This window comes from Oryzomonas sagensis (genome assembly GCF_008802355.1).
Classification (GTDB): Bacteria; Desulfobacterota; Desulfuromonadia; order Geobacterales; family Pseudopelobacteraceae; genus Oryzomonas; species Oryzomonas sagensis.
Genome location: NZ_VZRA01000003.1, coordinates 513,691 through 536,265, shown reverse-complemented (window position 1 = coordinate 536,265; position 22,575 = coordinate 513,691). Strand labels below are relative to the sequence as shown.

The 22,575-nt window shown below is 60.9% G+C and carries 20 protein-coding genes; 10 read left to right on the top strand and 10 right to left on the bottom strand.

All coding sequences use genetic code 11. From position 1 onward, the window contains the following. Window positions 1-47: 47 nt before the first annotated feature. From F6V30_RS13265 to F6V30_RS13240, 6 genes are all read right to left on the bottom strand, one after another. On the bottom strand, window positions 48-467 hold the full coding sequence (locus F6V30_RS13265) for a CBS domain-containing protein (protein ID WP_218043330.1): 420 nt from the start codon (window positions 465-467) through the stop codon (window positions 48-50). 80 nt (window positions 468-547) lie between these two features. Continuing rightward, the gene (locus F6V30_RS13260; RefSeq protein ID WP_151157416.1) at window positions 548-1,252 is read right to left on the bottom strand and encodes an ABC transporter ATP-binding protein; all 705 of its coding nucleotides are present in this window, start codon (window positions 1,250-1,252) and stop codon (window positions 548-550) included. 152 nt (window positions 1,253-1,404) lie between these two features. Then, complete coding sequence (locus F6V30_RS13255; protein WP_151157415.1) at window positions 1,405-2,118, bottom strand: ABC transporter ATP-binding protein; 714 nt, start codon at window positions 2,116-2,118, stop codon at window positions 1,405-1,407. After that, a complete protein-coding gene (locus F6V30_RS13250; protein WP_151157414.1) occupies window positions 2,118-3,191 on the bottom strand; it encodes a branched-chain amino acid ABC transporter permease in 1,074 nt (357 codons plus the stop codon). Before F6V30_RS13250 ends, F6V30_RS13255 begins: the two co-directional genes overlap by 1 nt. Before the next feature lie 18 nt (window positions 3,192-3,209). Next, window positions 3,210-4,076, bottom strand: a complete 867-nt coding sequence (locus F6V30_RS13245; RefSeq protein ID WP_151157413.1) for a branched-chain amino acid ABC transporter permease — start codon at window positions 4,074-4,076, stop codon at window positions 3,210-3,212. Between the two features lie 64 nt (window positions 4,077-4,140). Next, window positions 4,141-5,298, bottom strand: a complete 1,158-nt coding sequence (locus F6V30_RS13240) for an ABC transporter substrate-binding protein (RefSeq protein WP_151157412.1) — start codon at window positions 5,296-5,298, stop codon at window positions 4,141-4,143. Window positions 5,299-5,701: 403 nt separating this feature from the next. Between F6V30_RS13240 and F6V30_RS13235 the strand changes: the two genes are divergently transcribed. From F6V30_RS13235 to F6V30_RS13215, 5 genes are all read left to right on the top strand, one after another. Beyond that, window positions 5,702-6,928: a tetratricopeptide repeat protein gene (locus F6V30_RS13235; protein WP_151157411.1), complete on the top strand. Its 1,227-nt coding sequence runs from the start codon at window positions 5,702-5,704 to the stop codon at window positions 6,926-6,928. Window positions 6,929-6,940: 12 nt separating this feature from the next. Further along, window positions 6,941-8,782 (top strand): UbiD family decarboxylase, encoded by a 1,842-nt coding sequence (locus F6V30_RS13230; RefSeq protein ID WP_151157410.1) that lies wholly within the window; start codon window positions 6,941-6,943, stop codon window positions 8,780-8,782. A 66-nt stretch (window positions 8,783-8,848) separates the two neighbouring features. Then, on the top strand, window positions 8,849-9,433 hold the full coding sequence (locus F6V30_RS13225) for an RBBP9/YdeN family alpha/beta hydrolase (RefSeq protein ID WP_151157409.1): 585 nt from the start codon (window positions 8,849-8,851) through the stop codon (window positions 9,431-9,433). A gap of 7 nt (window positions 9,434-9,440) precedes the next feature. Next, a complete protein-coding gene (locus tag F6V30_RS13220) occupies window positions 9,441-10,367 on the top strand; it encodes an ABC transporter ATP-binding protein (RefSeq protein WP_151157408.1) in 927 nt (308 codons plus the stop codon). Then, window positions 10,367-11,122, top strand: a complete 756-nt coding sequence (locus tag F6V30_RS13215; protein ID WP_151157407.1) for an ABC transporter permease — start codon at window positions 10,367-10,369, stop codon at window positions 11,120-11,122. Before F6V30_RS13220 ends, F6V30_RS13215 begins: the two co-directional genes overlap by 1 nt. Before the next feature lie 14 nt (window positions 11,123-11,136). Here F6V30_RS13215 and F6V30_RS13210 read toward each other — a convergent pair whose 3' ends face one another. From F6V30_RS13210 to F6V30_RS13195, 4 genes are all read right to left on the bottom strand, one after another. After that, window positions 11,137-12,375 (bottom strand): HD domain-containing protein, encoded by a 1,239-nt coding sequence (locus tag F6V30_RS13210; protein WP_151157406.1) that lies wholly within the window; start codon window positions 12,373-12,375, stop codon window positions 11,137-11,139. 7 nt (window positions 12,376-12,382) lie between these two features. After that, window positions 12,383-13,255, bottom strand: coding sequence for an EamA family transporter (locus tag F6V30_RS13205; protein WP_151157405.1), 873 nt, complete (start codon window positions 13,253-13,255; stop codon window positions 12,383-12,385). A 44-nt stretch (window positions 13,256-13,299) separates the two neighbouring features. Further along, window positions 13,300-14,208 (bottom strand): zinc dependent phospholipase C family protein, encoded by a 909-nt coding sequence (locus tag F6V30_RS13200; protein ID WP_151157404.1) that lies wholly within the window; start codon window positions 14,206-14,208, stop codon window positions 13,300-13,302. A 223-nt stretch (window positions 14,209-14,431) separates the two neighbouring features. Further along, entirely contained in the window at window positions 14,432-16,672 is a 2,241-nt protein-coding gene (locus F6V30_RS13195; RefSeq protein WP_151157403.1) for a vitamin B12-dependent ribonucleotide reductase, read from the bottom strand. Window positions 16,673-16,904: 232 nt separating this feature from the next. Here F6V30_RS13195 and F6V30_RS13190 point away from each other — a divergent pair, with 232 nt between their 5' ends. The 5 genes from F6V30_RS13190 (at window position 16,905) to rlmB (ending at window position 22,427) form a co-directional block, all read left to right on the top strand. After that, window positions 16,905-18,128 (top strand): right-handed parallel beta-helix repeat-containing protein, encoded by a 1,224-nt coding sequence (locus F6V30_RS13190; protein ID WP_191965691.1) that lies wholly within the window; start codon window positions 16,905-16,907, stop codon window positions 18,126-18,128. Window positions 18,129-18,139: 11 nt separating this feature from the next. Then, window positions 18,140-19,285 carry an aminotransferase class V-fold PLP-dependent enzyme gene (locus tag F6V30_RS13185; RefSeq protein WP_151157401.1) on the top strand — a complete coding sequence of 382 codons (1,146 nt, stop codon included), beginning with the start codon at window positions 18,140-18,142 and terminating at the stop codon, window positions 19,283-19,285. A 190-nt stretch (window positions 19,286-19,475) separates the two neighbouring features. Next, on the top strand, window positions 19,476-20,792 hold the full coding sequence (locus F6V30_RS13180) for a PhoH family protein (protein ID WP_151157400.1): 1,317 nt from the start codon (window positions 19,476-19,478) through the stop codon (window positions 20,790-20,792). Window positions 20,793-20,970: 178 nt separating this feature from the next. Then, window positions 20,971-21,693: an orotidine-5'-phosphate decarboxylase gene (gene pyrF / locus F6V30_RS13175; RefSeq protein ID WP_151157399.1), complete on the top strand. Its 723-nt coding sequence runs from the start codon at window positions 20,971-20,973 to the stop codon at window positions 21,691-21,693. Then, window positions 21,690-22,427 (top strand): 23S rRNA (guanosine(2251)-2'-O)-methyltransferase RlmB, encoded by a 738-nt coding sequence (gene rlmB / locus F6V30_RS13170; RefSeq protein WP_151157398.1) that lies wholly within the window; start codon window positions 21,690-21,692, stop codon window positions 22,425-22,427. The genes pyrF and rlmB overlap by 4 nt, the downstream gene beginning before the upstream one ends. Window positions 22,428-22,575 lie beyond the last annotated feature (148 nt).

The window sequence follows — 22,575 nt, the reverse complement described above, 5'->3', positions numbered from 1 at the left end:
CGCCCCCCCTATAGACCATCGCCACGCCGGTGAGAGAGGGCCATGGACTATGACATGCTGCATATGTCAATCAGGGCTTCCATGAAATTGGTGGTGGTCAAAAGCCCCACCAGGTCGCCATTCTTGTCGGTCACGCACAGGCCATAGAGTTTTTTGTCGTGGACCAATTGTGCGGCCTGACAGAGGGGGGCATCGGGGTGGATGGTGTAGGGGGTCGGGTTCATGGCGTCCCTGACCGTGGCCTTGGAGAGCACGTAGTGCACCTCCCAGGTATCCAGAGGGGTTGACTTGCCGGGTGCGTATTCCTTGATCATCCGGTCGGTGATCAGGCCGCAGAATTTGCCCTTGCAGGTAACCGGCAGGCGGCGAATGTCCTTTTCCTTCAGCAGATGGATCGCCTCGATGATGGAAGCGCTTTCCTCGATGGTGATCGGGTTCCGAGTCATCCATTGTTCGACGGTTTGCATGGCGTTTCCTTTCATGCCCCGCCCCGGCCGCCGATATGCCGAATCGACGGCATCCCGGGATGGTGGAGCGGTTTTGTCGGTTACATCCCCAAAAATGCCTTCTTTACGTGTTCGTTGCTGAGCAGATCGTTTCCTTCGCCGGTCAGGACGACCCGGCCGGTTTCCAGGACATAGGCGCGGTGGGCGATCTTCAGGGACTGGAAGACGTTCTGCTCCACCAACAGGATGGCGACGCCCTGCCGGTTGATCTCCTGAATGATTTCGAAGATGATCTTGACGAACAACGGCGAAAGGCCCAGAGACGGCTCGTCCATCAACAACAGTTTCGGGTTGGCCATCAGGCCGCGGGCTATGGCCAGCATTTGCTGCTCGCCCCCCGACATGGTGCCTCCCAACTGCTTCTCGCGTTCCTTCAGGCGGGGAAACATGCCGAACACCCGCTCCACGTTTGCTTCGCGCGCTTTTCTGGCGCTCTTGATATACGATCCCATGCGGAGGTTTTCCAGGACCGTCATCTCGGGAAAGATCTTCCGCCCTTCGGGAACCTGGACGATGCCCCGTTCCACCACCTGATGGGATTCGAGTTTTTCAAGCTCCTCTCCCTGGAAGGTGATGCTGCCGGAGGTCGGCTTCACCAGACGGGAGATGTTCTTGAGGGTGGTTGATTTGCCGGCGCCGTTGGCGCCGACCACGGTGACGATCTCGCCCGCATGGACCTCCAGATCGATGTCCCAGAGGACCTTCAGGTCGCCGTAGCTGAAGTTGAGCTTGTCGATGGTGAGCATGAGGACCTCTTTTAAAGTCTGCCACAGAGACACAGAGAAAGGCCAAACGGAGAACAACGACTCATTTCCAGGTTTACCTCAAAAATGTTTTGTTTTTCTCTGTGAATCTCTGTGTCTCCGTGACTCTGTGGCAGATGTTTGTTGTTTTGTTACTACTCACTGCCCAGATACGCCGCGACCACGTCGGGATTGCTGACGATCTCCTGGGGGGAGCCCTCGGCCAGCTTTTCGCCCGAGTTCAAGACGACGATCCGGTCGGAGATGCGCATGATGGCCTTCATGTCGTGTTCGATGACCATCTGGGTGATTCCCCGTCCCTTGATCGCGAGGATCAGTTGAATGATGTCTTCGCTCTCCGCCGGATTGAGGCCGCCCATGACCTCGTCCAGGAGCAGCAGTTTTGGCTGGGTCGCCAGGACGCGGGCCACCTCGAGCTTTTTGCGCTCGCCGATGGGCAGACCGCCGGCCAGGAAGTTGGAACGATGCTCCAGGCCGGCCACCTTGATTTGCTCCATGGCCATGTCGCGGGCTATTTTTAATGAACCGGTCCGACAAAGGGCGCCAACCATGACGTTGTCCACGATGCTCATCTTGGCCAGCGGCCGCACCTTCTGCCACGTCCGGGCCATGCCCAGCTTGCAGACCTTGTCCGGCTGGAGGCCGTGCATGCTGCGGCCGTCAAAGACCACATCCCCCTTGGAGGGAGGGTAGTAGCCGGTGATGCAGTTGAACAGCGTCGTCTTTCCCGCACCGTTGGGCCCGATCAGGCCCATGATCATCCCGTGCTGCATCTCGAAGGAAACGTCGGAGTTGGCCGACAGGCCGCCGAAGAATTTGCTGACGTGTTTGATTTCAAGTATGGCCATCAGACGACCTCCTTCCGCTTTCTGGCCGCCAATGCCTTGGCGAATCCCAATACGCCGTCGGGCATGAAGAGGATCACCACCACCACCAGAACCCCGTAGATCAGGACGTGGGCATGGGACAGGTTTTCGGTCAAAAAGCTGCCGAACGCCGAGTCGGCCTTGACGATACCCGAGTTTATCAGGGATTCGCCGATCATGTTGCTGCGTAGTGCCTCCGAGAGCGGCACCAGTACCAGCGCTCCGATCACCGGTCCGAAGATGGTGCCGATGCCGCCGATGATGCAGATCAGGACGATCTGCACCGACAGGTCCAGCGCCAGGACCGTGGAGGGATCGATAAAGCCGACGTAGACGGCGTAGAGGCTTCCGGCCAGCGAGGTCAGCACCGCCGACAGGGAGAGGGCGGCGTTTTTGTAGAAGGTGAGGCTGATTCCCAGGGAATGGGCTGCATCCTGGTCTTCGCGGATGGCCTGGAAATAGTATCCGAGCTTCGAGTTCTGCAGCAGCCAGGTAATCATGATGACGAGCAGGACGAATGCCAGGCCGGCGTAGTAGAACGGCACCTTGGAGGAAAAGTCGGTGATGAGGGTCCCACCGATTTTCAGCGGCGGTATCTCCGTAGTCAGGATGCCTTCTGCGCCGTTGGTGACGTTTTTCAGGTTCAGGGCCGATACCCGGAATATCTCGGCCACGGCGATGGACGCCAGGACAAAGTACGGCCCCCGCAGGCGGAAACAGATGCTGCCGATGATCAGCGCCACCACCAGGGCAGCGGCCATGCCGCACCAGATGCCGAGCCACGGGGGGACTTGACGGAACTGCATCAGCATCATGGTGGTGTAGGCCCCCATGCCGAAATAGGCAGCGTGGCCGACCGAATACTGGCCGGTGTAGCCCCCCAGAAGATTCCAGCTTGACCCCATGATGATGCTGATGAAGATCAGGATCATGATATGCAAGGCATAGGTGTTCTCAACAAAGCGGGGAAAGAGGAAAAGCAGGACAACAACCGCCAGGCCCGCCATAACCGACAGTGCACCGATTCCCCTGGTAGTTCCGAAGAGTGGTTTCATGGTCGTATCGGTCCCCCGTCACGTGTTGGATTTGCCCATCAGACCGGAGGGCTTGAACAGCAGCACCAGCAGAAACAGCACGAACACCACCACCTCTTTCCAACCGGAGCCGAAGTAGACCCCGCCGATGGACTCGGCCACGCCGATCAGGATGCCCCCCAGGGTGGCGCCGACAATGCTCCCCATGCCCCCCAGGACCGTGATGACGAAGGCTTTGAGGGTAAAGGTGCTCCCCACCTGGGGGAAAATGTAGTAGGTCGGCGAGATCAGGGCGCCGGCGGTGCCTGCCAGGGAGGCGCCGAGGCCGAAGGCGATGATGGACATGCGCTTGACGTTGATCCCCATCAACTGGGCCGCTTCCCGGTCCTGGGCCGTGGCCCGGATGGCCTGGCCGGTATCGGTCTTCAGCAGGAACCAGTACAGGACGACCGTGATGCCCGCCGTGATGGCGAAGGAGATCAACAGCGGGGTGGAGATGGATATGCCCAGAATATCGAAACTGCTGGAGGAGTAGTCGGTGGAGAGGATCTTGTAGTCCGACGTGAAGGCCAGCATGATGCCGTTGCTCATGATCAGCCCCATGCCGATGGTCAACAGTATCTGGTTCTGGGGCAGGGAGCCGAGAATACGGTTGATGAATACCTTTTGCAGAAAGCCGCCGTAGAGGAACATGAACGGCATGGTTATGACAATCGAGATGAATGGATCGATATTGAACAGGGTGAACAGGTAGAAGGTCCCGTACATGCCGACCATCAACAGGTCGCCGTGGGCGAAGTTGATCACCCGCATGACGCCGAAGATAATGGTCAGGCCGATACCGATCAGGGCGTAGACGCCGCCGATCAGGATGCCGCTGATCAGTGATTGCAGGAAGATGGTCATGGGCGCGTCTCCGAGTAGGTGGAGGGGCGGTGAGAAACCCGCCCCTTACGGGTTTCTCAGTCTGTTACCTCCAACCGGGGAACGGATAAACCGGCTTCTTCGAAACATACTTGGGCGGATAGACCGTCTGGTGCACGCCGTTCTGGATCTGTTCCACCAGCATCTGGTGTTTGTTCTGGTTGGTGTAGCCCTCGTAATCGGCAAATTTTACCTCACCCATGATGCCGTTCCACTTGCCGCTCTTCAACGCGGAGCGGATTTTTTCCCGATTGCCGCCGGACTTGGCCGCGGTTTCGGCCATGATCATCATCGACTCGTAGGCGGTCGCGGCGTGGTAGGTCGGCTCCTTGCCGAACTTGGCGATATAGCGTTTGTCGAAGTCCTTGGCTCCCGGCCAGTTCACGTCGCCGGTCCATTGGGTGCTGGAGAAGACGTTGCTGGAGATGGCCTTTTCCTTGGCGAACGATACGGTGGCGAAGCCGGCTCCTGCGCCGAGGAATGCCTGGGGCGTGATGCCGATCTCCCTTGATTGGCGCATGAGCAGGATGGCGTCGGCCACGTAGGAGACCATGAACACCAGGTCAGGTTTTTTCGATTTGATCTTGGTCAGGGTGGAGCGATAGTCGGGTGAGCCGGGCGCATAGGCCTCTTCGGCCACAACCCTGATACCTTTTTTGCCGGCATAATCCTTGGCGGACTTGGCTCCCGATGTGCCGAAATCGGTGTTCTCGTTGATGATGGCGATGGTTTTCGGCCTGCCCAGGCTGGTCGCCATATCGAGCAGGATGGTGGCATAATCGTAGGTGGTGGCGCTCAAGCGGAAGGTCCACTTCAGATTCTGCCGGGTGATCTCCTCTTTCGACGCAACCGGGATGAGCAGGGGGGTCTTGTACTTCTCGGCCAGTTTGGCTATGGCGTTGGCGCACTTGGAACTGTAGGGGCCGACGATGCCGGCCACCCGGTCTCGGGTGGCCATTTTTTCAAAGGCGGCCATGGACTTCTCCGGCTTTCCGGTGTCGTCTTCCTTGACCAGTTCCACGTCGATCCCTTTTTTCTTCAGATCTTCCAAAGCCAGCGTAACGCCGTTTGTCAAGTTCTCTCCGATGGGCGCTTCTGCGCCGGTAATGGAGTTGACAAAACCGATTTTGACTTTAGCGGCCTGTGCCGCCACCGGCAATGCCAGGATCAGGGCCAATACTGTTGCCTGAATCTTTCCGAACATGGGTAACCTCCTTGTGTCTGTGGTCAAAATACGAGGCGCACGACTGTTTGTCTTTTAATAATATTGCGTTCTATTTTCATGTAAGCAGTATATCACAAGTCAGGACGAATGCAATGTTATGGTTGTGCAGAAGGTTTTATTCGCATGATCGGATGGAGAACGGAAAAAGGAGGGCCGGTGGATATGTGAATTTTCTCTTCATGTCATTACGCGGAAAACAGAAACCGTGCCTGGTGCACGGCGCGTTCCGTCACGTTCCCGGCGGCAGAACGATGGACCGGAACTTCCCGGCGCGGCGCAGGGGCTCCATTCGTAGCAATCCTGATTGTGTTTGTTTGATTACAATGATAATCTGGACCATCGAAGTGCTCTATTTATTTGCGAGGTGAGAGGTGCCGGGATTATGAAACGTGTTGGTGTCCGGATTTTATCCTTTATTCTCCCGATGATGGCCGCCGCGCCGGCCCTGGCGGGAATGCAGCTGTACCGGGGGACCATGGAGGCGGTGACCGCCCCCAGCAAATCCTGTGAAGGGGTTTTGGGAAAACACCCCGCGACCCTTCTCATAAACGAAGACAGCGCCCTGGACGGCTTGAGCGGCTATCTGGAAAGCGAAGGGATTGTGGTCGGCAAGGTCGCCGGCCCGGATCTGGCGCACCTGGGAATCATCTATCCAGGGCAGACGGGGAGGGGCAACACCCTCTCCCTGAGCCGCTCCGGCGTCGCACTTACCGGAGAGCTTAACGGTGCCACTACGGTCAACCATTGCACCTTCGATCTCGGCCGCCTGGCGCTGGACCGCGTGGATGGCGAGGGAAGCGCACAAGCCGCCCACCAAAGACTGGCCAACCTGTTTGCCGCCCAGGCCACCCTGTACCAGGCATTTTCCCTGACCCAGAACGGCAGTTGCGAGGAGGCGCTGCCGCTCTTTGAAAAAGCCCTCGGCCTGGCCGATTCGGTTTTCGACCAGGGGTCCCCCCAGCTTACCCACTTCATCAGGGGGGTGTCCAACTGTTACGCCAGGCTCGGCCGCACCAAAGAATTCAATGCCCTCTACGACCAGCGGATCGGCACCATCTCCGACGAATCCCTCAAAGCGGGGCTCACCAAGCTTCGCATCAGCGCGCTGATGCAGGATGGACGCATACTGCTTGCCCAGGCGGAATATGAAGCGGCGCTGAAGGTCCTGATGCAGGCGTATCAACTCAACCCCCAGAATAAGGACAGCATCCATACCGTCATGGCCGTATATATCCGCAGCAGCCGTTACAGCGAGGCGGTCGCCTTTCTCGAACAGGCTGCCGGCAAGTTGGAAGAACCGGCCGACCGCAAGGAAATCAATGACATCATCGCCCTGGTGTATTTCAAAAAGGGGATGAAGGATGCCCAGAACGGCAAGGAGGGTGAGTCCGAAGCTTCGTTGCGCAAGTCGGTGGCCCTTGATCCCGGGAGTTCCCAGTACCTTGTGGCGCTGGCCCGGATGCGCCACAAGGCCGGCCACTTCGACGAAGCGCAGAAAATGCTCAGCCAGGGGCTGGAGCGGATCACGGATGAACCGTCGCGCCAGGAGATCCTGGCGATGCAGGAAAAGCTCCGCCAGACCGAAATGATCATCAAGAAGCTTAAGTAAGGCGGGTGGCCGATGGGATACCGTAATCTACAGGAATGCGTCGCCGACCTGGAACGCCACGGCATGCTGCTGCGCATCAATGCGCCACTCGACCCGCGTCTCGAAATCGGGGCTGTTCAGCGGCGCGTCTACCGCTCCGGCGGGCCGGCGCTGCTCTTCACCAATCCGGTCAACTGCAGCTTTCCCCTGCTGGGCAACCTGTTCGGCACTTTGGAACGCACCCGTTTCATCTTCCGCGACAGTCTGGCCGGCATCCGTCGCCTGGTTGACGCCAAGATCAATCCGCTTTCCCTGATCAAGCATCCGCTTGATGCCCTGAAGACCCCCTTTGCGGCGTACCATCTCCTGCCCAGGAACGTCTCCCATGCGCCGGTGCTGGAGTGCCGCACCACCTTGTCCCAGCTGCCCCAGGTCGTATCCTGGCCCAACGACGGCGGCGCCTTCATCACCCTGCCGCAGGTCTACACCGAAAGCCCGGCCAAGCCGGGCTTCGGCGCGTCCAACCTGGGGATGTACCGGGTGCAGATCTCCGGCAACAGGTATCTCCCCGACCTGCAGGCCGGCCTGCACTACCAGATCCAGCGCGGCATCGGGGCGCACCACGCCGAGGCCATCGAACGGGGCGACCTGTTGCGGGTGAACGTCTTTGTGGGGGGAGCCCCTTCCATGGCCGTGGCTGCGGTCATGCCGCTGCCGGAAGGGATGCCGGAGCTTTCCTTTGCCGGGCTGCTGGGCGGCCACCGTATTCCCATGACCAAGCTGCCGGGTCACCTGCCGGTTTCGGCAGAGGCCGATTTCTGCATCTGCGGCGTGGTCGATCCCGGGAAAACCTTGCCGGAAGGCCCTTTCGGCGACCATCTCGGCTACTACAGCCTGGCCCACGATTTTCCCTACATCCAGGTGGAGGCGGTCTACCACCGCCGTGACGCCATCTGGCCCTTTACCACTGTGGGGCGTCCGCCCCAGGAAGACACCAGCTTCGGCGCCTTTATCCACGAGTTGACCGGCCCCCTGATCCCCACCGTGGTCACCGGCGTCAAGGAGGTCCACGCCGTGGACGCCGCCGGCGTGCATCCGCTCCTGTTGGCCGTGGCCAGCGAACGGTATGTCCCCTATGCCCCGGAACGCCGGCCCCAGGAGCTCCTGACCATCGCCAACGCCATCCTCGGCCAGGGCCAGCTCTCCCTGGCCAAATATCTGTTCATCGCAGCCCATGAGGACGCCCCCGGCCTCCATACCCACGACATTGCCGCCTTTTTCCGCCACGTGCTGGAACGGGCCGATTGGCGCACCGATCTGCACTTTCAGACCGCCACCACCATCGATACCCTCGATTACAGCGGTAACGGCCTTAACGAGGGGTCCAAGGTGGTCATCGCCGCCGCCGGTCCCAAACGACGCGACTTGGCAACCGAGGTGCCGGCCGGCCTGGAGTTGCCGCCCGGTTTCGGCCCCGCCGCGGTGTGCTTGCCCGGTGTTCTGGCGATTCAGGGACCGCGGTCGGGGCAGGGGAGGGGCGAAGGCGATCCGGGCATGGAGGAGTTCTGCCGTTTTTATGGCGAGCGGACCTGTTTCGACGGTTTCCCCTTGATCGTGATCTGCGACGACAGCCCCTTTGCGGCGGCTACCCTCAACAATTTCCTTTGGGTGACCTTTACCCGCTCCAACCCGGCTACGGATCTCTACGGTATCGGCGCTTCGCTACACGCAAAGCATTGGGGGTGCAGCGGGCCGTTGGTGGTCGACGCCCGGGTGAAGCCGTTCCATGCCCCGGTGCTGGAGGATGACCCTGAAGTTGAACGAAAGATCGAAACATTAGGTGCTAACAATGGTCCACTGAAAGGTTTTATTTAGATGCGCGATGTTGCGCTTCGTCATTATTCCCCCTTACCAATTTACTCTCATTACCAGCGAGGTTGAATGCTCACACAACAACAATCGAGAGGTTTTCTGATCGTCCACGGCTGGCACGGTTCCGGCCAAAATCACTGGCAGACCTGGCTGGCAAACCGCCTGGCGGCGGCCGGAGAATACGTCCGCTACCCGGTGCTGCCCGATTTCGACGCCCCCCGGCTGGATGAATGGCTGGCAACGCTTCGCCTGGAGCTGTCTCTGCTTGCAGACCAAGAGGAGCGGGTGGTGGTCTGCCATTCCCTCGGGGTGCTCTTGTGGCTGCACCATGCCGTGGCCCCCGCTTCGGTATCGGTGGACCGGTTGCTCCTGGTTGCCCCTCCCGGCCCGGCGCTGTGTGTGCCGGAGGTGGCGAGCTTCTTCCCGCCGCCGTTGGATGGGACTGCTCTCAAACGGTCGGCCGCGGAGATACGCCTGGTATGCACGGACAACGATCCCTGCTGCCCGGAGCGGGCCGCCCTGTTTTACGGTCGCCCCCTGGATATCGAGACGGACATCATTGCCCCCGAGGCGCAGCATATCAACGAGGCTGCGGGCTACGGCCCCTGGCCCGGGGTTGAGCAGTGGTGCCTCACCAACACGTTCCCTATGTAAGGTCGCCATGCCCGCAGCCATAACCACCCATAGCCTCACCAAGCGTTACGGCGATTTGACCGCCCTGGACAACTTCGACCTGGAGGTGGCCCAAGGGTCGATCTTTGGCCTGCTGGGGCCGAACGGCGCCGGCAAGACCACCCTGATCCGCGTCCTGACGACCTTGATGCGCCAAACCTCGGGCGAGGCTTTTATCGAGGGGCTGGATACCCGCACGAGCGGTCGCGAGATTCGCCGGTTGATCGGGGTGGTGTCCCAGGAAAACAGCCTGGACCGCTATCTGACGGCACGGGAAAACCTGGAACTGCACGCCCGGCTGCACGGGATGGAGCATAGGCACTACCGGAAACGGATCGACGAATTGCTGGAACTGATGGGACTGGCGGCCCGGCAGAATGATTTTCCCGACACCTATTCGGGCGGCATGCAGCGCCGGCTGGTGGTGACCCGGGCGCTCTTGCACGAGCCGCGGGTGCTGTTCCTGGACGAACCGACCACCGGGCTCGATCCCCAGTCGCGGCGGGCGGTGTGGGACTATATCAAATCCATAGCCGGCAGCATGACGATCTTCCTGACCACCCATTATCTGGAAGAGGCGGAGCAACTCTGCAACCGGATCGCCATTGCGGACCACGGCAGGCTGATCGCCCTGGGCAGCACCCAGGAGTTGAAGGACCGCCTGACCGGGGGAACGTTCTACCTGATAGAATTTGGGGAGGATGCCGAACGGTATGGGGCGATTCTCAGGGCAATGGCCTGCGTGCGGGAGATTGAGGTGGACGGGCGGACGGTCTGCGTGGGACTCAACAGTTGGGAATGCCTTTCGGAGGTGGTTACCGCCTTGAACGGCGCTCCGGTGCGGCGTATCGCCCTGCGGGAGCGGACCTTGGAAGATGTCTTTATCAGCCTGACCGGCGAGAAGGTGAGGGAGTAGTGTTCAAGGGGGCCTTTGCCATCTGGCGCCGCGACATGCTGGTCCTGCGCCGCAGCATATTATCCGAACTGGTGGCGGTGGTGGCCTATCCGCTGACCATCTACCTGGCGTTCGGCATCGGCATGAAAGGGTACATCGGCCTGGTGGACGGCGTGCCCTACAGCATGTTCATCGCGCCGGGGCTGATCACCATGACCGCGGTCAATGCGGCCTACAGCGAGAGCACCTGGAGCCTCTGGTTCCACCGCAAGGTGCAGTTTACCATCGAATCCTACCGGGTCACCCCCATCTCGGTCTCGGAGATCGTGATCGCCAAGATCCTGTCCGGCTTCTCCCACGGTCTGGTGAAGGGGCTGGCCGTAGGCCTGGTGATCTTCGCCATCACCCCGTTCCGCTTCTCGCCGGTTCACCTCCTGGCGTATCTGGCCTTTCTGATCCCCGGTTCGGCCCTGTTCTCCTGCGCCGGTGTGATCTGCGGCACGGTCATGGACAAGCCCGAGACCATCGGCAAGGTCGAGGCGGTTTTCATCATGCCGCTGATCTTCATGTCCGGCCTCTTCTTCCCGCTCTCCTCCTATCCGGCCAACGTCATTTCCTGGATCAGGGTGCTGCCCACCACGGCCCTGTTCGAGGGAGCACGCCAGACCTTGGTCAGCGGCGGTTTTCCCCTGGTCTCTGCGCTCCAGGTCGCGATTACGGCCTTGCTTACCTTTGGGGCGGCGGTGTGGATCTTCCGGCTGAAGATGTCGGAGTAAATCGGCCGGACCATCTAGTGAACCGGACGGTGGTCAGCCGGTTTTCCTGCGCGCTCGTCCCGCAGTATTTCAACCCTTCTCTGCAGGATGAAACCGGGCCGTTTTCCCGGCGCCATTTCCTTCAAACGGGCGTCATCGATCCCCATGGTATCGGTGGTCATTGTCGCAATCCGGACAGCCCGCTCCCACTCCTGCCATGCAAACGGCCCACCCGGTTTATCCGCCGCAGACACCAAGGGCAGTATCTCGCCAATCCGGGCCTTCACGGCTTGCTGCGCCGTTTTCAGCACGGTGGAGTCCCGCAGTTCACCCCATTTGTTGAGCAGGCCGTGCAGCCTGCTGGTCCAGGCCAGGGCCGCCCGGTAATCGGAGGAGAGGCGCAGGCGTTCGCCCAGGCCGCGGGCCAGGTCAAAACCGGCGTCGTCGTGGCCGTGGTGCCTGGGATAGAGCGCCGGATCGGTGGCAAGTTTGCCGATGTCGTGAAAAAAAGCGCAGAATCGGGCCAGTGGGTTGTCGCTGTCACGTGCCACCCGTTGCAGCACCTGGATGCTATGGGTGTACAGGTCCCCTTCGGGGTGGTGCTGCAACGGCCCGGCCGGGATGGCAGGCATGGCAAAGAGTTCCGGCAGATAGCCCCGACCCACGTCAAACTGGAGCATGCGGTTAAAAAAACGTTCCGGCTCCACACCCTCTAGGGCTTTCACCATCTCGCGGGAAAAACGCTCCACGGGTACAAGGCTCAACGGTCGGTGCCACCCTTGCTCCCGGACGAGGGCCTCGCTTTCGGGCGTCATCCTCCAGCCGTCGGCCTCGAACCTGAAAGCGCGGAAGATGCGCAGCGGATCGCCGCTGAACGTGAGGGGGGAACAGGGCGTCAGCCGCCGCTCTTCCAAGTCGCGCCTGCCGCCCAGCGGGTCGATGAGTTCGCCGTCAAGGGACATGGCCATGGCGTTGACGGTGAAATCGCGGCGGACGAGGTCTTCGGCCAGTGCCGTGTCCAGGTCGGGCAATTGCGTGATCTCGATGGAACCGAAGGTCTGGTCATGCCGGAACCAGATGGGGGCTATGCTCCTGGGCTCCAGTTTTCGGAAGCCGCAGGCGGCCAGTTGGGGCGCATCCAGGCTGACCGCCAGGTCGATGTCGGAACTCGCACGCCCCAGGAGGTGATCCCTCACGCAGCCGCCCACCAGGAGGATGCGCCCGTGGCAGGAGGGTGGGAACAGCTCTTTCAAAAAGGCGATGGTCGTGTTCATGGTCGTGTTATCCGAGCCTGATCAAGGCCGCCCCGGCCAGGATGAGCAGGGCTGAAACCATCCGGATTCTGCCGAACGACTCGCCGAGGAAAAGGATGCCGATCAGCACCCCCATCAAAATACTGACTTGGCGGACCGGTACGGCATAGCTGACCGGCGACAGATTGAGGCCGTAACGGAAGGTGAGAAACGAGGCCATGATGATCGGCCCGCTCCAGAGCACCAGTATCCAGTGCTCGCGCAATTCCTGCCCGATGTGGGATCGATACTTGGGGCGGGCCAGATTGATGGACATCATGGCCAGCATGGAGAGAACCAGAAAATAGGTGAAATAGAGCGGCGAGTAGTTCTTGACGCCGGTCTTTTCGGCTATGGAGCCGATGGAGTAGATGAATCCGGCGGTCAGTGCCGCCTGGACCGACTGGCTGTGCAGGTTGCGAAAAGGGCGCACCAACTCCATCAGGGAAAAGCGTTGCATCTGTACCGAGAAGGTCCCGAGGATCACCAGCAGAATCCCGCCGACGCCCACGAAGGATAGGCGTTCTCTCAGCAGGATCATGCCCCAGATGGGGACGTAGATCATGGAGGTCTGGGACAGGGGATAGACGACCGACAGGTCGCCACTCCGGTAGGCGCGGCCGTTGAAGAGGTGGTAGAGGACGTAGCAGACCGCGCCGATGGCGATCATGAACACGGTTTTGGGGCCGGGCCAACGGAACGGTTCGGCGACCAGCGGCAGACACAGGCTGAAGAGCAGGCTGGAGGCGATGAACATCCACCAGATGAAGACGGTCTTGTGGCTGCTCCGCTTCACCAGCAGGTTCCAGAGGGCGTGCATGACCGCCGAGATGACGATCAGGGTAAAGGCTGGTGTGCTCATGGGGGTATTATAGTCGAGGTTGGCATCAAGGGGAAATAATCTAATTATGGCTGCGGTCTTTCCATCTCCTGCCTGCCGACCCCGTAACGTCCGGTCAACAGGTTCTCTCCCGGCGAAGCGCCAAGGACTCCCTTCAGGCCACCTTCAGCATCAATCCGCTCGAACAGGGCCACGGTGCGTCGTACAACCTCCTGTGCCAGATCGTCGGGCGTTTCGGCCTTCTCTTCGCCCGTCACCGGGTGACGCCAGTTGCCAAGCAATTGGACAGGGTCGTTCCCGGACCGGATCAGGGGATAGAACAGGTGCCGCGCCTGCTTGAACAGGGGGAGCGGCAGGCAGGCCAGCAGGCGGGCGACCAGTTTCCAGAAGGTGCTGCCGTACATGGCCTGGATGCGGCAGTGGAGTGTCAGGGCTCGTTCCAGCGCCTGATGCGGCAGTTGCCCCTCGGGATCGAAGAGGAGGGCGCTTGCCGTGACCAATTCGACCCGGACGGCGGGGGTCATGAGGGCAGCCAGCCGTCGTGCCGGGAGGTGGGTGCCCTGGCGGGAGAAATGGCAATCGAGGGCGGTCTCCACCCGGTAGTGGCGGCCGATGTCCCGCGTGCCGCCGCGGGCATAGACGAAGGGGTGGAAGACGATGTCGGCCTGCATGTGGGAGAGCACCCCCAGCAGGCAGGCGAACAGCCCGGCCGGAAAACCTTTCGCCCCACAGCTTTCCTCGGCCCGGATGAGCGGCGCATAGCTGTTGCCTTCTGCATCGTGGAAGCGATGGGCCAGTCCCCGTGCGGTCGGGCCATGGGGGCCGCCTATGAGGTGCAGCAGGGTGTCGGGCAGAACCGCGCCGGCCAGATAGAGCGCGCGGTTTTCGCGTATAAGGACGGAGAGGCGGCTCGTGTCTTCCAATCCGGCCAGTGATCGTTCGGCCAGCAGCCAGTGGGTCAGTTCCTTGGGCATGGTGTGACTTTCTCCAGGATGTCAAGGGGAGGTGTTGGGCAGAAGCTCTTTTCTAATGGGATCGAAAGAATCATCGTTTTCCGCCACAATCTATCCCAAACCGGTTCACCTATGAATATTCAGAATGTTGACCTCACCCTCTGTCTTCGCAAACGCAAACCGGCGCCCGGAATTATTCCGCAGCGCCGGTCGTTTTAGTCAGTACCTAAAGCAGCTTCGGACGTTACGCACACTCCGAGTATCCGCACACGCGGCAGACGCAGCAGCCCCCCTCGTGCTCGATGATACCGCCGCAATCGGGGCAGGCGCCCCGTTCCTGGGTGGCGGTTTCGGCGTCGATGTCGTAGCCGTTGGCCACCATGTGAGCCTGGATGGCCTTGGCCACGGCGTCGGCGCAGGAGAGGATGCGGTTGTCGCCAAAGCCCGAGGGACAGTGGCAGGAGATCCCCAGGAGTTGTTTGATGACCTGGCGGGCCTGGACGCCGCTGCGCCATGCCAGGGAAACCATGCGGCCGATGGCCTCGCTTTGGGACGCGGCGCAACCGCCCGCCTTGCCCATGGTGGTGAAGAGCTCGAACAAGCCGTTGTTGTCCTCGTTGACGGTCACGTAGAGCGGCCCGCAGCCGGTCTGCATCTGGTAAGTCCACCCCTTGAGCGCCTTGGGACGGTCGCGCTTGATGCTCTTTTTCTCGGCTTCCACCGGCGTGGCGGCCACGGCAGCCTGTTGTTCCTCTTTTTTGCCGGTGGAAAGCACCTGCTCGTCGCGGGAACCGTCACGATAGATGGTGACGCCCTTGCAGCCGGTTTCGTAGGCCAGCATGTAGGCCTTTTCCACATCGTCCATGGTGGCAGAATTGGGGAAGTTAACCGTCTTGGAGACGGCGTTGTCGGTGTAGAGCTGAAAGGCTGCCTGCATCTGGATATGGTCTTCGGGGGTGATGTCGTGGGCGGTGACGAAGACCCTGCGCACGTCTTCCGGCACCTCGGGGATGTCGTGGACGGTGCCGTGTTCGGCAATTTTCTTCATCAGCGCTTCGGAATAGAACCCCCGCTCCCTGGCGATTTGTTCGAAGATCGGGTTGACCTCCACCAGCACGTTCTTGTCCATGACGGTGCGGATGTAGGAAACGGCAAAGAGCGGCTCCACGCCTGAGGAGGCGTTGGAGATGATCGAGATGGTGCCGGTGGGCGCAATGGTGGTAACCGTTGCGTTGCGCATGGGCGGCGCGCCCTTTGTATCGAAGATCGAACCCTGGAAGTTGGGGAAGGAGCCGCGTTGCTTGCCCAACTCCTGGGAGGCCAGATGCCCCTCGTCGTTGATGAACTTCATTACCTTCTTGCCCAGTTTGACCGCCTCTTCGGAGTTGTAGGGCACTCCCAGCAGGATCAGCATGTCGGCCCACCCCATGACCCCCAGGCCGATCTTGCGGTTGCCGTGGGTCATGTCATGGATCTGTTGCAGGGGGTAGTTGTTGGCCTCGATGACGTTGTCCAGGAAGTTTACCGCATCGTGTACAACGGTTTTCAGCTTCTTCCAGTCAACGGTGCCGTCCTTGACGAATTTCCCCAGGTTGATGGAGCCCAGGTTACAGGATTCGTAGGGGAGCAGGGGCTGTTCGCCGCAGGGATTGGTGGATTCGATCTCGCCGATATGGGGAGTCGGGTTGTCACGGTTGAGCCGGTCCAGGAAGATGATGCCCGGTTCGCCGTTTTCCCAGGCCTGCACCACGATGCGGTGAAAGACCTTGCGGGCGTTTTGGCGGCCAAAGACCTTCCTGTCGCGGGGGTTGATCAGGTCGTACTCTTCGTCCCGCTCCACGGCCTGCATGAATTTCTCGGTCAAGCCGACCGAGATGTTGAAGTTGTTGAGTTGCTTCTGGTCGGCCTTGCACATGATGAAATCCATGATGTTGGGATGGTCGACCCGCAGGATGCCCATGTTGGCGCCGCGCCGGGTGCCGCCCTGCTTGATGGTTTCGGTGGCGATGTCGAATACCCGCATGAAGGAGAGCGGGCCGCTGGAGATGCCGGTGGTCGAACTGACCACGTCATTGGCCGGGCGCAGGCGCGAGAAGGAAAAACCGGTGCCGCCGCCGGATTTATGGATCAGGGCGGTGAATTTGACGGCGTCGAAGATCTCTTCCATGGAATCGCCCACCGGCAGGACGAAACAGGCCGAGAGCTGCCCCAGTTGGCGGCCGGCATTCATCAGGGTCGGGGAGTTGGGAAGAAATTCGAAGTTGGTCATCATGCGGTAAAACGTGTCGGCCAAGCCTTTGAGGTCGGCCTTCTTGTCGAATTTTTTATTGGGGGCCGCAATGGTCTCGGCGACGCGGCGGAACATGTGCGCCGGCGTCTCCAGCACCTTGCCCTCGGTATCGCGCCTCAAATAGCGCTTTTCAAGGACGGTTGCGGCATTTTTCGAAAGGTCGGGGATCGTGTCGTGCGAGGATTCCTTTTTCATGGGCGGTTCTCCTTGTGGCGTGAAAAAATCGAGTTATTTTGAGGAATTGGGGGTAGAATGAATTACTCGCGCAAAACCACAATATTTGGTGGAGCGCGCAAAATAAAACCACAACATATATGACAAGTCAATATAATATTTACGACAAATATAACGTACTGAAAAGAACAAAAAATTTACAGTTACCCCGCAACTATGGTAGAAGCTAAGACACTACCGAATGGAGCACCGTGTGAAGAACCTTGTTTTCAGGTGCGTCGGCATCTGCCTCATCATAATCCTGTCCATGGCCGTTTGTCGGAACACCTGCGTCGCGAATGAAGAAGCCCCGCTCACCAGAAGCGACATGGCGGCACGGCTTCAAGGCATTGTCCCCCTTGAACCGGCCCGTCCCCAGGTATCACATGCCTTTGACGGCCCCTCCTCGTCCCCCCCAAAACGCCCCGATATCCGTTACGACCATGCGACCCTCACCGAAGACGTCACCTGGCGTGGAACCGTACTGATCAAGGGGGCTTTGGTGATTGCCCCTCAGGCAACGCTTCGCATCGAACCGGGAACGACGGTGCGCTTTGCCCGGGTCGATGGCGCTCTCCGCAAGGCCCGCCTGGTTGTCATGGGGCGTATTCAGAGTATCGGCACGGCCGAACGGCCGATCCTGTTTTCTTCGGACGCCCCCATGCCGGTCACGGGGGACTGGGGCGGTATCCTGCTGCTCGCCACCGAAAAACGCAACCAGTTCGAGCATACCACCATCGAAGGCGCGGAAACGGGGCTTGAGGCGCATTTTTCGGCCCTTACCGCCAAGTCGGCGCGCGTCACCCTGTCAAAAACAGGTTTGTCGCTGCGCGACAGCATCGCCACCGTCGAGGCGTCGAGCTTCTCCGCCTGCGAAACGGGCATGGAGGTTCATGATGCCGAATTCGAATTGCGCGACAGCAGCGTAAGCACGAACCGCCAGGGGATGTCCCTGTCCCGTTCGTCGGTCGTCCTGGCGTCCACCAGCGTGACGGACAACGGCCAGCGAGGGATTCGGGCCGAGGAATGCCGCCTCAGGATCAGTTCCTGCAACATCTCCTCGAACGGTGCCGGAGCCGTGGTGACGGGCGGGGAGGGGCAGATCTTCATGACGCGCTTCATGCTCAATAAGGATACGGCCCTGCATCTCGGCTCCAGCCGCATGAAGATCAATCGGTCTCTTTTCGCCGACAACGACCACGATGCCCTGCGGACGGAGGACGGCCGGGCCACGGTCTGGGGATGCGCTTTCCGCGGCAACGGCGGCTTCAATCTCTATAATGCCGGACGTGAAGAGGTGGTTGCCGTGCAGAACTGGTGGGGGGACGACGATGAAAAGGCCATTTCATCCAAGGTGTTCGACGGTTCACGGGAGCCGCGTTCCGGTACGGTGCAGGTATTCCCCTGGCTTTCCAGCCAGCCGGCCATTCTGCCTTGAAGCGTAACCCTATGTCCATTTATCTCGATAACGCGGCGACATCCTACCCCAAACCGGAATCCGTTTACCAGGCGGTCATGCACGCCATGCGGGAGGTCGGCTCGTCGCCGGGGCGCGGGGGGCATCGACGCTCCCTGGAAGCCGGCCGTCTGCTGCTCCAGGCACGCGAAGCCATCGCCACCCTGTTCGCCATCCCCGACTCTTCGCGGATCATCATGACCCATAGCACCACCGAGGCGCTCAACCTGGCGCTTCGGGGCGTTCTCGTTCCGGGTGACCATGTGGTTACCACCTCCATGGAACACAACTCCCTGGTCCGTCCTCTGGCCGCCTTGCGCGCATCGGGGGTGGAGGTGACCGTGGTCAGGGCCGACGGCACCGGCATGGTGGACCCGGACGATGTCAGACGCGCCCTGAGGCCCACTACCCGGATGGTCGCCATGGCCCATATCTCCAACGTGTGTGGTGCCATCCAGGCCATAGGCCCCATTGGGGCGATCGCCCGGGAGGCCGGCGCGCTGTTCCTGGTGGATGCGGCCCAGTCGGCGGGCAGCGAACCGATCGATGTGATCGGGACCGGCATCGATCTTCTGGCCGCACCGGGACACAAGGGGCTCTATGGCCCCCAGGGAACCGGTTTCCTCTACGCCTCCCCGGCTGTGCATCTGAAACCGCTTCTTCAGGGAGGGACCGGCACCAGCTCCACTGCCGAGGAACAGCCCCTGACCCTGCCGGACGGCTTCGAGGCGGGCACCCATAATATGCCCGGCATTGCCGGGCTCAAGGCCGGGGTGGAGTTCGTCCTGGAACAGGGGGCTGCCGCCATCGGGGAGAGGGAGCGCCGGCTGGTGACGTCGGCCGCCCAGCGCCTGGCCGAGGTGCCGCAGGTCACGCTTTACGGTCCATCCGACCCGGCCCTGCGCGGCGGCGTGCTCTCCTTCACCGTGGCGGAAACCGACCCTGCGGCCCTGGCATTCATGCTGGACCACAACTATGACATCGCCGTGCGGGCCGGGTTGCACTGCGCCCCCCAGGCCCACCGCACCCTGGGCAGTTTTCCCGGCGGCACCCTGCGCATGAGCCCGGGCTGGTTCTCCACGGGCGAAGAGATTGCTATTTTCTGCGATGCCGTTGTAGAATGCTGCCATCCTAGGTAGGCACAGACCGTCTGCCGCAAGGCGCAAAGGCAGGGACCAACCATTGCGGTATATAAATAGCTAATAAAATTATTGATATGTGTGGTAATTCTGTAAGTTGCAGGTCAAGCTTTTGCGCAGTTCTCCGAGTCTCTGTGGCAGATTGAGGTTTTGGTTCGTTTGATTAATCCTCCCGACAGAAAGGCCTTCCGTGAAAAACTTCATCCTCGACACCAATGTGCTGCTGCATGATCCCCAGTCCCTGTTCAGATTTCAGGACAACAACATCATCATCCCCATAACCGTGATTGAAGAGGTTGACCGTTTCAAGAAGGACATGAACGAAACCGGCCGCAACGCCCGCCAGATCTCGCGCATCCTCGACACCATGCGGGAAAAGGGCTCCCTGGCGGCCGGCGTCACGCTCCCGGGCCAGGGTACCCTGCGGGTTGAGCTGTTCAGTGAAAATTACCTCAAACGGTTGCCGGTGGACCTGCGGGTGGACAGCGGCGACAACCGCATCCTGGCGGTAGCCCTGGATATGCGCGACCGCTTTCCCGACACCGAGCTCATCTTCGTCACCAAGGACACCAACCTGCGCATCAAGGCCGATGCCATCGGCCTGTCCGCCGAGGATTACGAATCGGACAAGATCGATATCCAGGATCTCTATTCCGGGACCCGCAGCATCGAGATGGCGCCCGACGCCGTGGACCGGTTTTACGGGCAGAACTGGCTGGAGGCGCCGGAAGGGCTTGCGCCCAATGAGTTCATCACCATTACGGACAGCAGCAACGCCTCCCATACCGCCATCTGCCGCTACGACGCGGAGAGCGGGCACATCGTCCCGGTGCGCAAGGTCCCCAAGGAAGGCATCTGGAGCATCTTCGCCCGCAACCGCGAGCAGTCCTTTGCCCTGGACGTGCTGATGGACGACTCCATCAAGCTGGTGACCCTGGTGGGCAAGGCGGGCACCGGCAAGACGCTTTTGGCCATCGCCGCCGGCCTGCACAAGACCGCCGAGGAGAATGTCTACAACCGCCTGCTCGTTTCCCGGCCGGTTTTCCCCATGGGCAAGGACCTGGGATTCCTGCCGGGCGATATCGAGGAAAAGCTGACACCCTGGATGCAGCCGATCTTCGACAACGTGGAACTGCTCATCTCGGGGCACGAATCGGAGAAGCGCCACAGCAAAGGGTATAAGGAGTTGATGGCCATGGGGCTTCTGGATATCGAGCCCTTGACCTACATCCGCGGCCGCTCCATCCCCAACCAGTACCTGATCGTGGACGAGGCCCAGAACCTGACCCCCCATGAGATCAAGACCATCGTCACCCGGGTGGGGGAGGGGACCAAGATCATCCTGACCGGCGACCCCTACCAGATCGACAACCCCTACGTTGATTCGTCCAGCAACGGCCTGAGCTTCCTGGTTGAGCGGTTCAAGGGGGAGAAGATCGCCGCCCACGTGACCCTGACCAAGGGAGAACGTTCCGAGTTGGCGGAACTGGCGGCGAACCTGCTGTAGAACAAAATCTAAGCGACAAAATCAAATTCCGCCACAGAGACGCAGAGGTTCACAGAGAAAGGCGAGAAGGGCACAAACGATTCGGGCAAACCGGCATCGAAGTCCGTGTCGTTTGCCTTACTCCTTGTTTTTCTCTGTGTCTCCGTGTCTCTGCGGCAGGTGTAAAAAGAGGTGTCGTATGACATATGAAGAAGCGCGCGATAAAATCATCTTTGCCCTGGATGTGCACGGCCTGGCCGACATCGACCGCTGGGCGGCGCAACTGGCCGGCCATGTGGGGATGTTCAAGGTGGGCAAGGAGCTGTTCACCTCCTGCGGCCCCGAGGCGGTCAGGACCGTGCAGCGTCACGGTGGCAAAGTCTTTCTCGATCTCAAGTACCACGACATCCCCAACACCGTGGCCAAGGCCATGGTCGAGGCGGCCCGGCTCGGGGTGCAACTGGCCAACCTGCATGCCCTGGGGGGCGAAGAGATGATGGCTACGGCCGCCGCTGCGGTGCGCACGGAGTTCGGCGACGAGCGCCCCCGGCTCCTGGCTGTGACCATTCTGACCTCGTCCACGGCCGAGACCCTGCGCCAAGTGGGGATCGAGAGGCCGGTGGAGGAGATGGTCGTCCGCCTGGCCCGTCTGGCCAAGGATTCCGGCATGGACGGCGTGGTCGCCTCGCCCCTGGAGATCGAATCGATCCGCGCGGCCTGCGGCCCGGATTTCCTGATCGTCACCCCCGGCGTCCGGCCCTCGTTCGCCTCCCTGGACGACCAGAAACGCGTCATGACCCCGGCCGAGGCGGTTACCGCCGGGGCAGACTATCTGGTGATCGGCCGCCCCATCGCCAAGGCGGGCGATCCGGTGGCCGCCAGCCGGATGATCGTGGACGAAATCGCAGGGGGATGCCCATGAAAGGCGAACTGGTCTTCGGCGTCAATCCGGTCAAGGAGGCGCTGCGCGGTACGCGTGGCGCCTTCGAGCTGTATGTGCAGTCATCGGCAACCGACCATCGCCTGGAGAAGATCCTCAAGCTGGCCGAGGAACGGGGCGTCCCGATCCGCCGGCGCGAGCGCGACGATCTGACCAAGCTGTGCGCCTCCAGCCACCACCAGGGGGTTGCGCTCATGGTGGAGCCCTACCGGTATGCCGACCTGGACGACCTCGTGGCCCGCATTGACGAGGCGGGACGCAGCGGTTTTCTGCTGGTGCTGGACGGCATCCAGGACCCCCACAATCTGGGGGCGCTGATCCGCACCGCGGCCTGTGCCGGTTGCGACGGCATCATCATCCCCAAAGACCGCGCCGTCGGCGTTACCCCGACCGTGGAAAAGGCTTCGGCCGGTGCGGTCGAGACCATCCCGGTCGCCCAGGTGACCAACGTGGCCCAGAGCCTCCAGGTGCTCAAGGATGGCGGTTACTGGGTCTACGGCCTGGCCGGCGAGGCCGGGCAGTCGCTCTACGATGTGGATTTTTCCGGCAAGGTCGTCCTGCTGGTGGGCAACGAAGGGGAGGGAATTCGTCCCCTGGTGCGCAAACAGTGCGACGTGGTCCTGTCGATCCCGCTCTATGGCGGCGTATCTTCCCTGAACGCCTCGGTGGCCGGCGGCATCGCCCTGTTCGAGGCGGCGCGCCGCCGCGCCGTTTAACCTGAATCCGTGACGCCTCCATGCCTTCGCTGGTTCGGAAGGCCTCTGCCTTTGCGTTTGAAAAGTTTGCGACTATCAGTCGGAGTACCAGCATAGTGTGTAATCTGTCACGACACGGCGACGTACGAGCCCCGGCTCTTCCGGGCAC

Bases quoted from the DNA above. Each gene is read 5' to 3' on its own strand.
- F6V30_RS13200 (WP_151157404.1), bottom strand. From the start codon at position 14,208: ATGCCCAAGGAACTGACCCACTGGCTGCTGGCCGAACGATCACTGGCC.
- F6V30_RS13255 (WP_151157415.1), bottom strand. From the start codon at position 2,118: ATGGCCATACTTGAAATCAAACACGTCAGCAAATTCTTCGGCGGCCTG.
- F6V30_RS13205 (WP_151157405.1), bottom strand. From the start codon at position 13,255: ATGAGCACACCAGCCTTTACCCTGATCGTCATCTCGGCGGTCATGCAC.
- F6V30_RS13225 (WP_151157409.1), top strand. From the start codon at position 8,849: ATGCTCACACAACAACAATCGAGAGGTTTTCTGATCGTCCACGGCTGG.
- F6V30_RS13220 (WP_151157408.1), top strand. From the start codon at position 9,441: ATGCCCGCAGCCATAACCACCCATAGCCTCACCAAGCGTTACGGCGAT.
- F6V30_RS13230 (WP_151157410.1), top strand. From the start codon at position 6,941: ATGGGATACCGTAATCTACAGGAATGCGTCGCCGACCTGGAACGCCAC.
- F6V30_RS13195 (WP_151157403.1), bottom strand. From the start codon at position 16,672: ATGAAAAAGGAATCCTCGCACGACACGATCCCCGACCTTTCGAAAAAT.
- pyrF (WP_151157399.1), top strand. From the start codon at position 20,971: ATGACATATGAAGAAGCGCGCGATAAAATCATCTTTGCCCTGGATGTG.
- F6V30_RS13260 (WP_151157416.1), bottom strand. From the start codon at position 1,252: ATGCTCACCATCGACAAGCTCAACTTCAGCTACGGCGACCTGAAGGTC.
- F6V30_RS13210 (WP_151157406.1), bottom strand. From the start codon at position 12,375: ATGAACACGACCATCGCCTTTTTGAAAGAGCTGTTCCCACCCTCCTGC.
- F6V30_RS13265 (WP_218043330.1), bottom strand. From the start codon at position 467: ATGCAAACCGTCGAACAATGGATGACTCGGAACCCGATCACCATCGAG.
- F6V30_RS13245 (WP_151157413.1), bottom strand. From the start codon at position 4,076: ATGACCATCTTCCTGCAATCACTGATCAGCGGCATCCTGATCGGCGGC.
- F6V30_RS13250 (WP_151157414.1), bottom strand. From the start codon at position 3,191: ATGAAACCACTCTTCGGAACTACCAGGGGAATCGGTGCACTGTCGGTT.
- F6V30_RS13185 (WP_151157401.1), top strand. From the start codon at position 18,140: ATGTCCATTTATCTCGATAACGCGGCGACATCCTACCCCAAACCGGAA.
- F6V30_RS13240 (WP_151157412.1), bottom strand. From the start codon at position 5,298: ATGTTCGGAAAGATTCAGGCAACAGTATTGGCCCTGATCCTGGCATTG.
- F6V30_RS13235 (WP_151157411.1), top strand. From the start codon at position 5,702: ATGAAACGTGTTGGTGTCCGGATTTTATCCTTTATTCTCCCGATGATG.
- rlmB (WP_151157398.1), top strand. From the start codon at position 21,690: ATGAAAGGCGAACTGGTCTTCGGCGTCAATCCGGTCAAGGAGGCGCTG.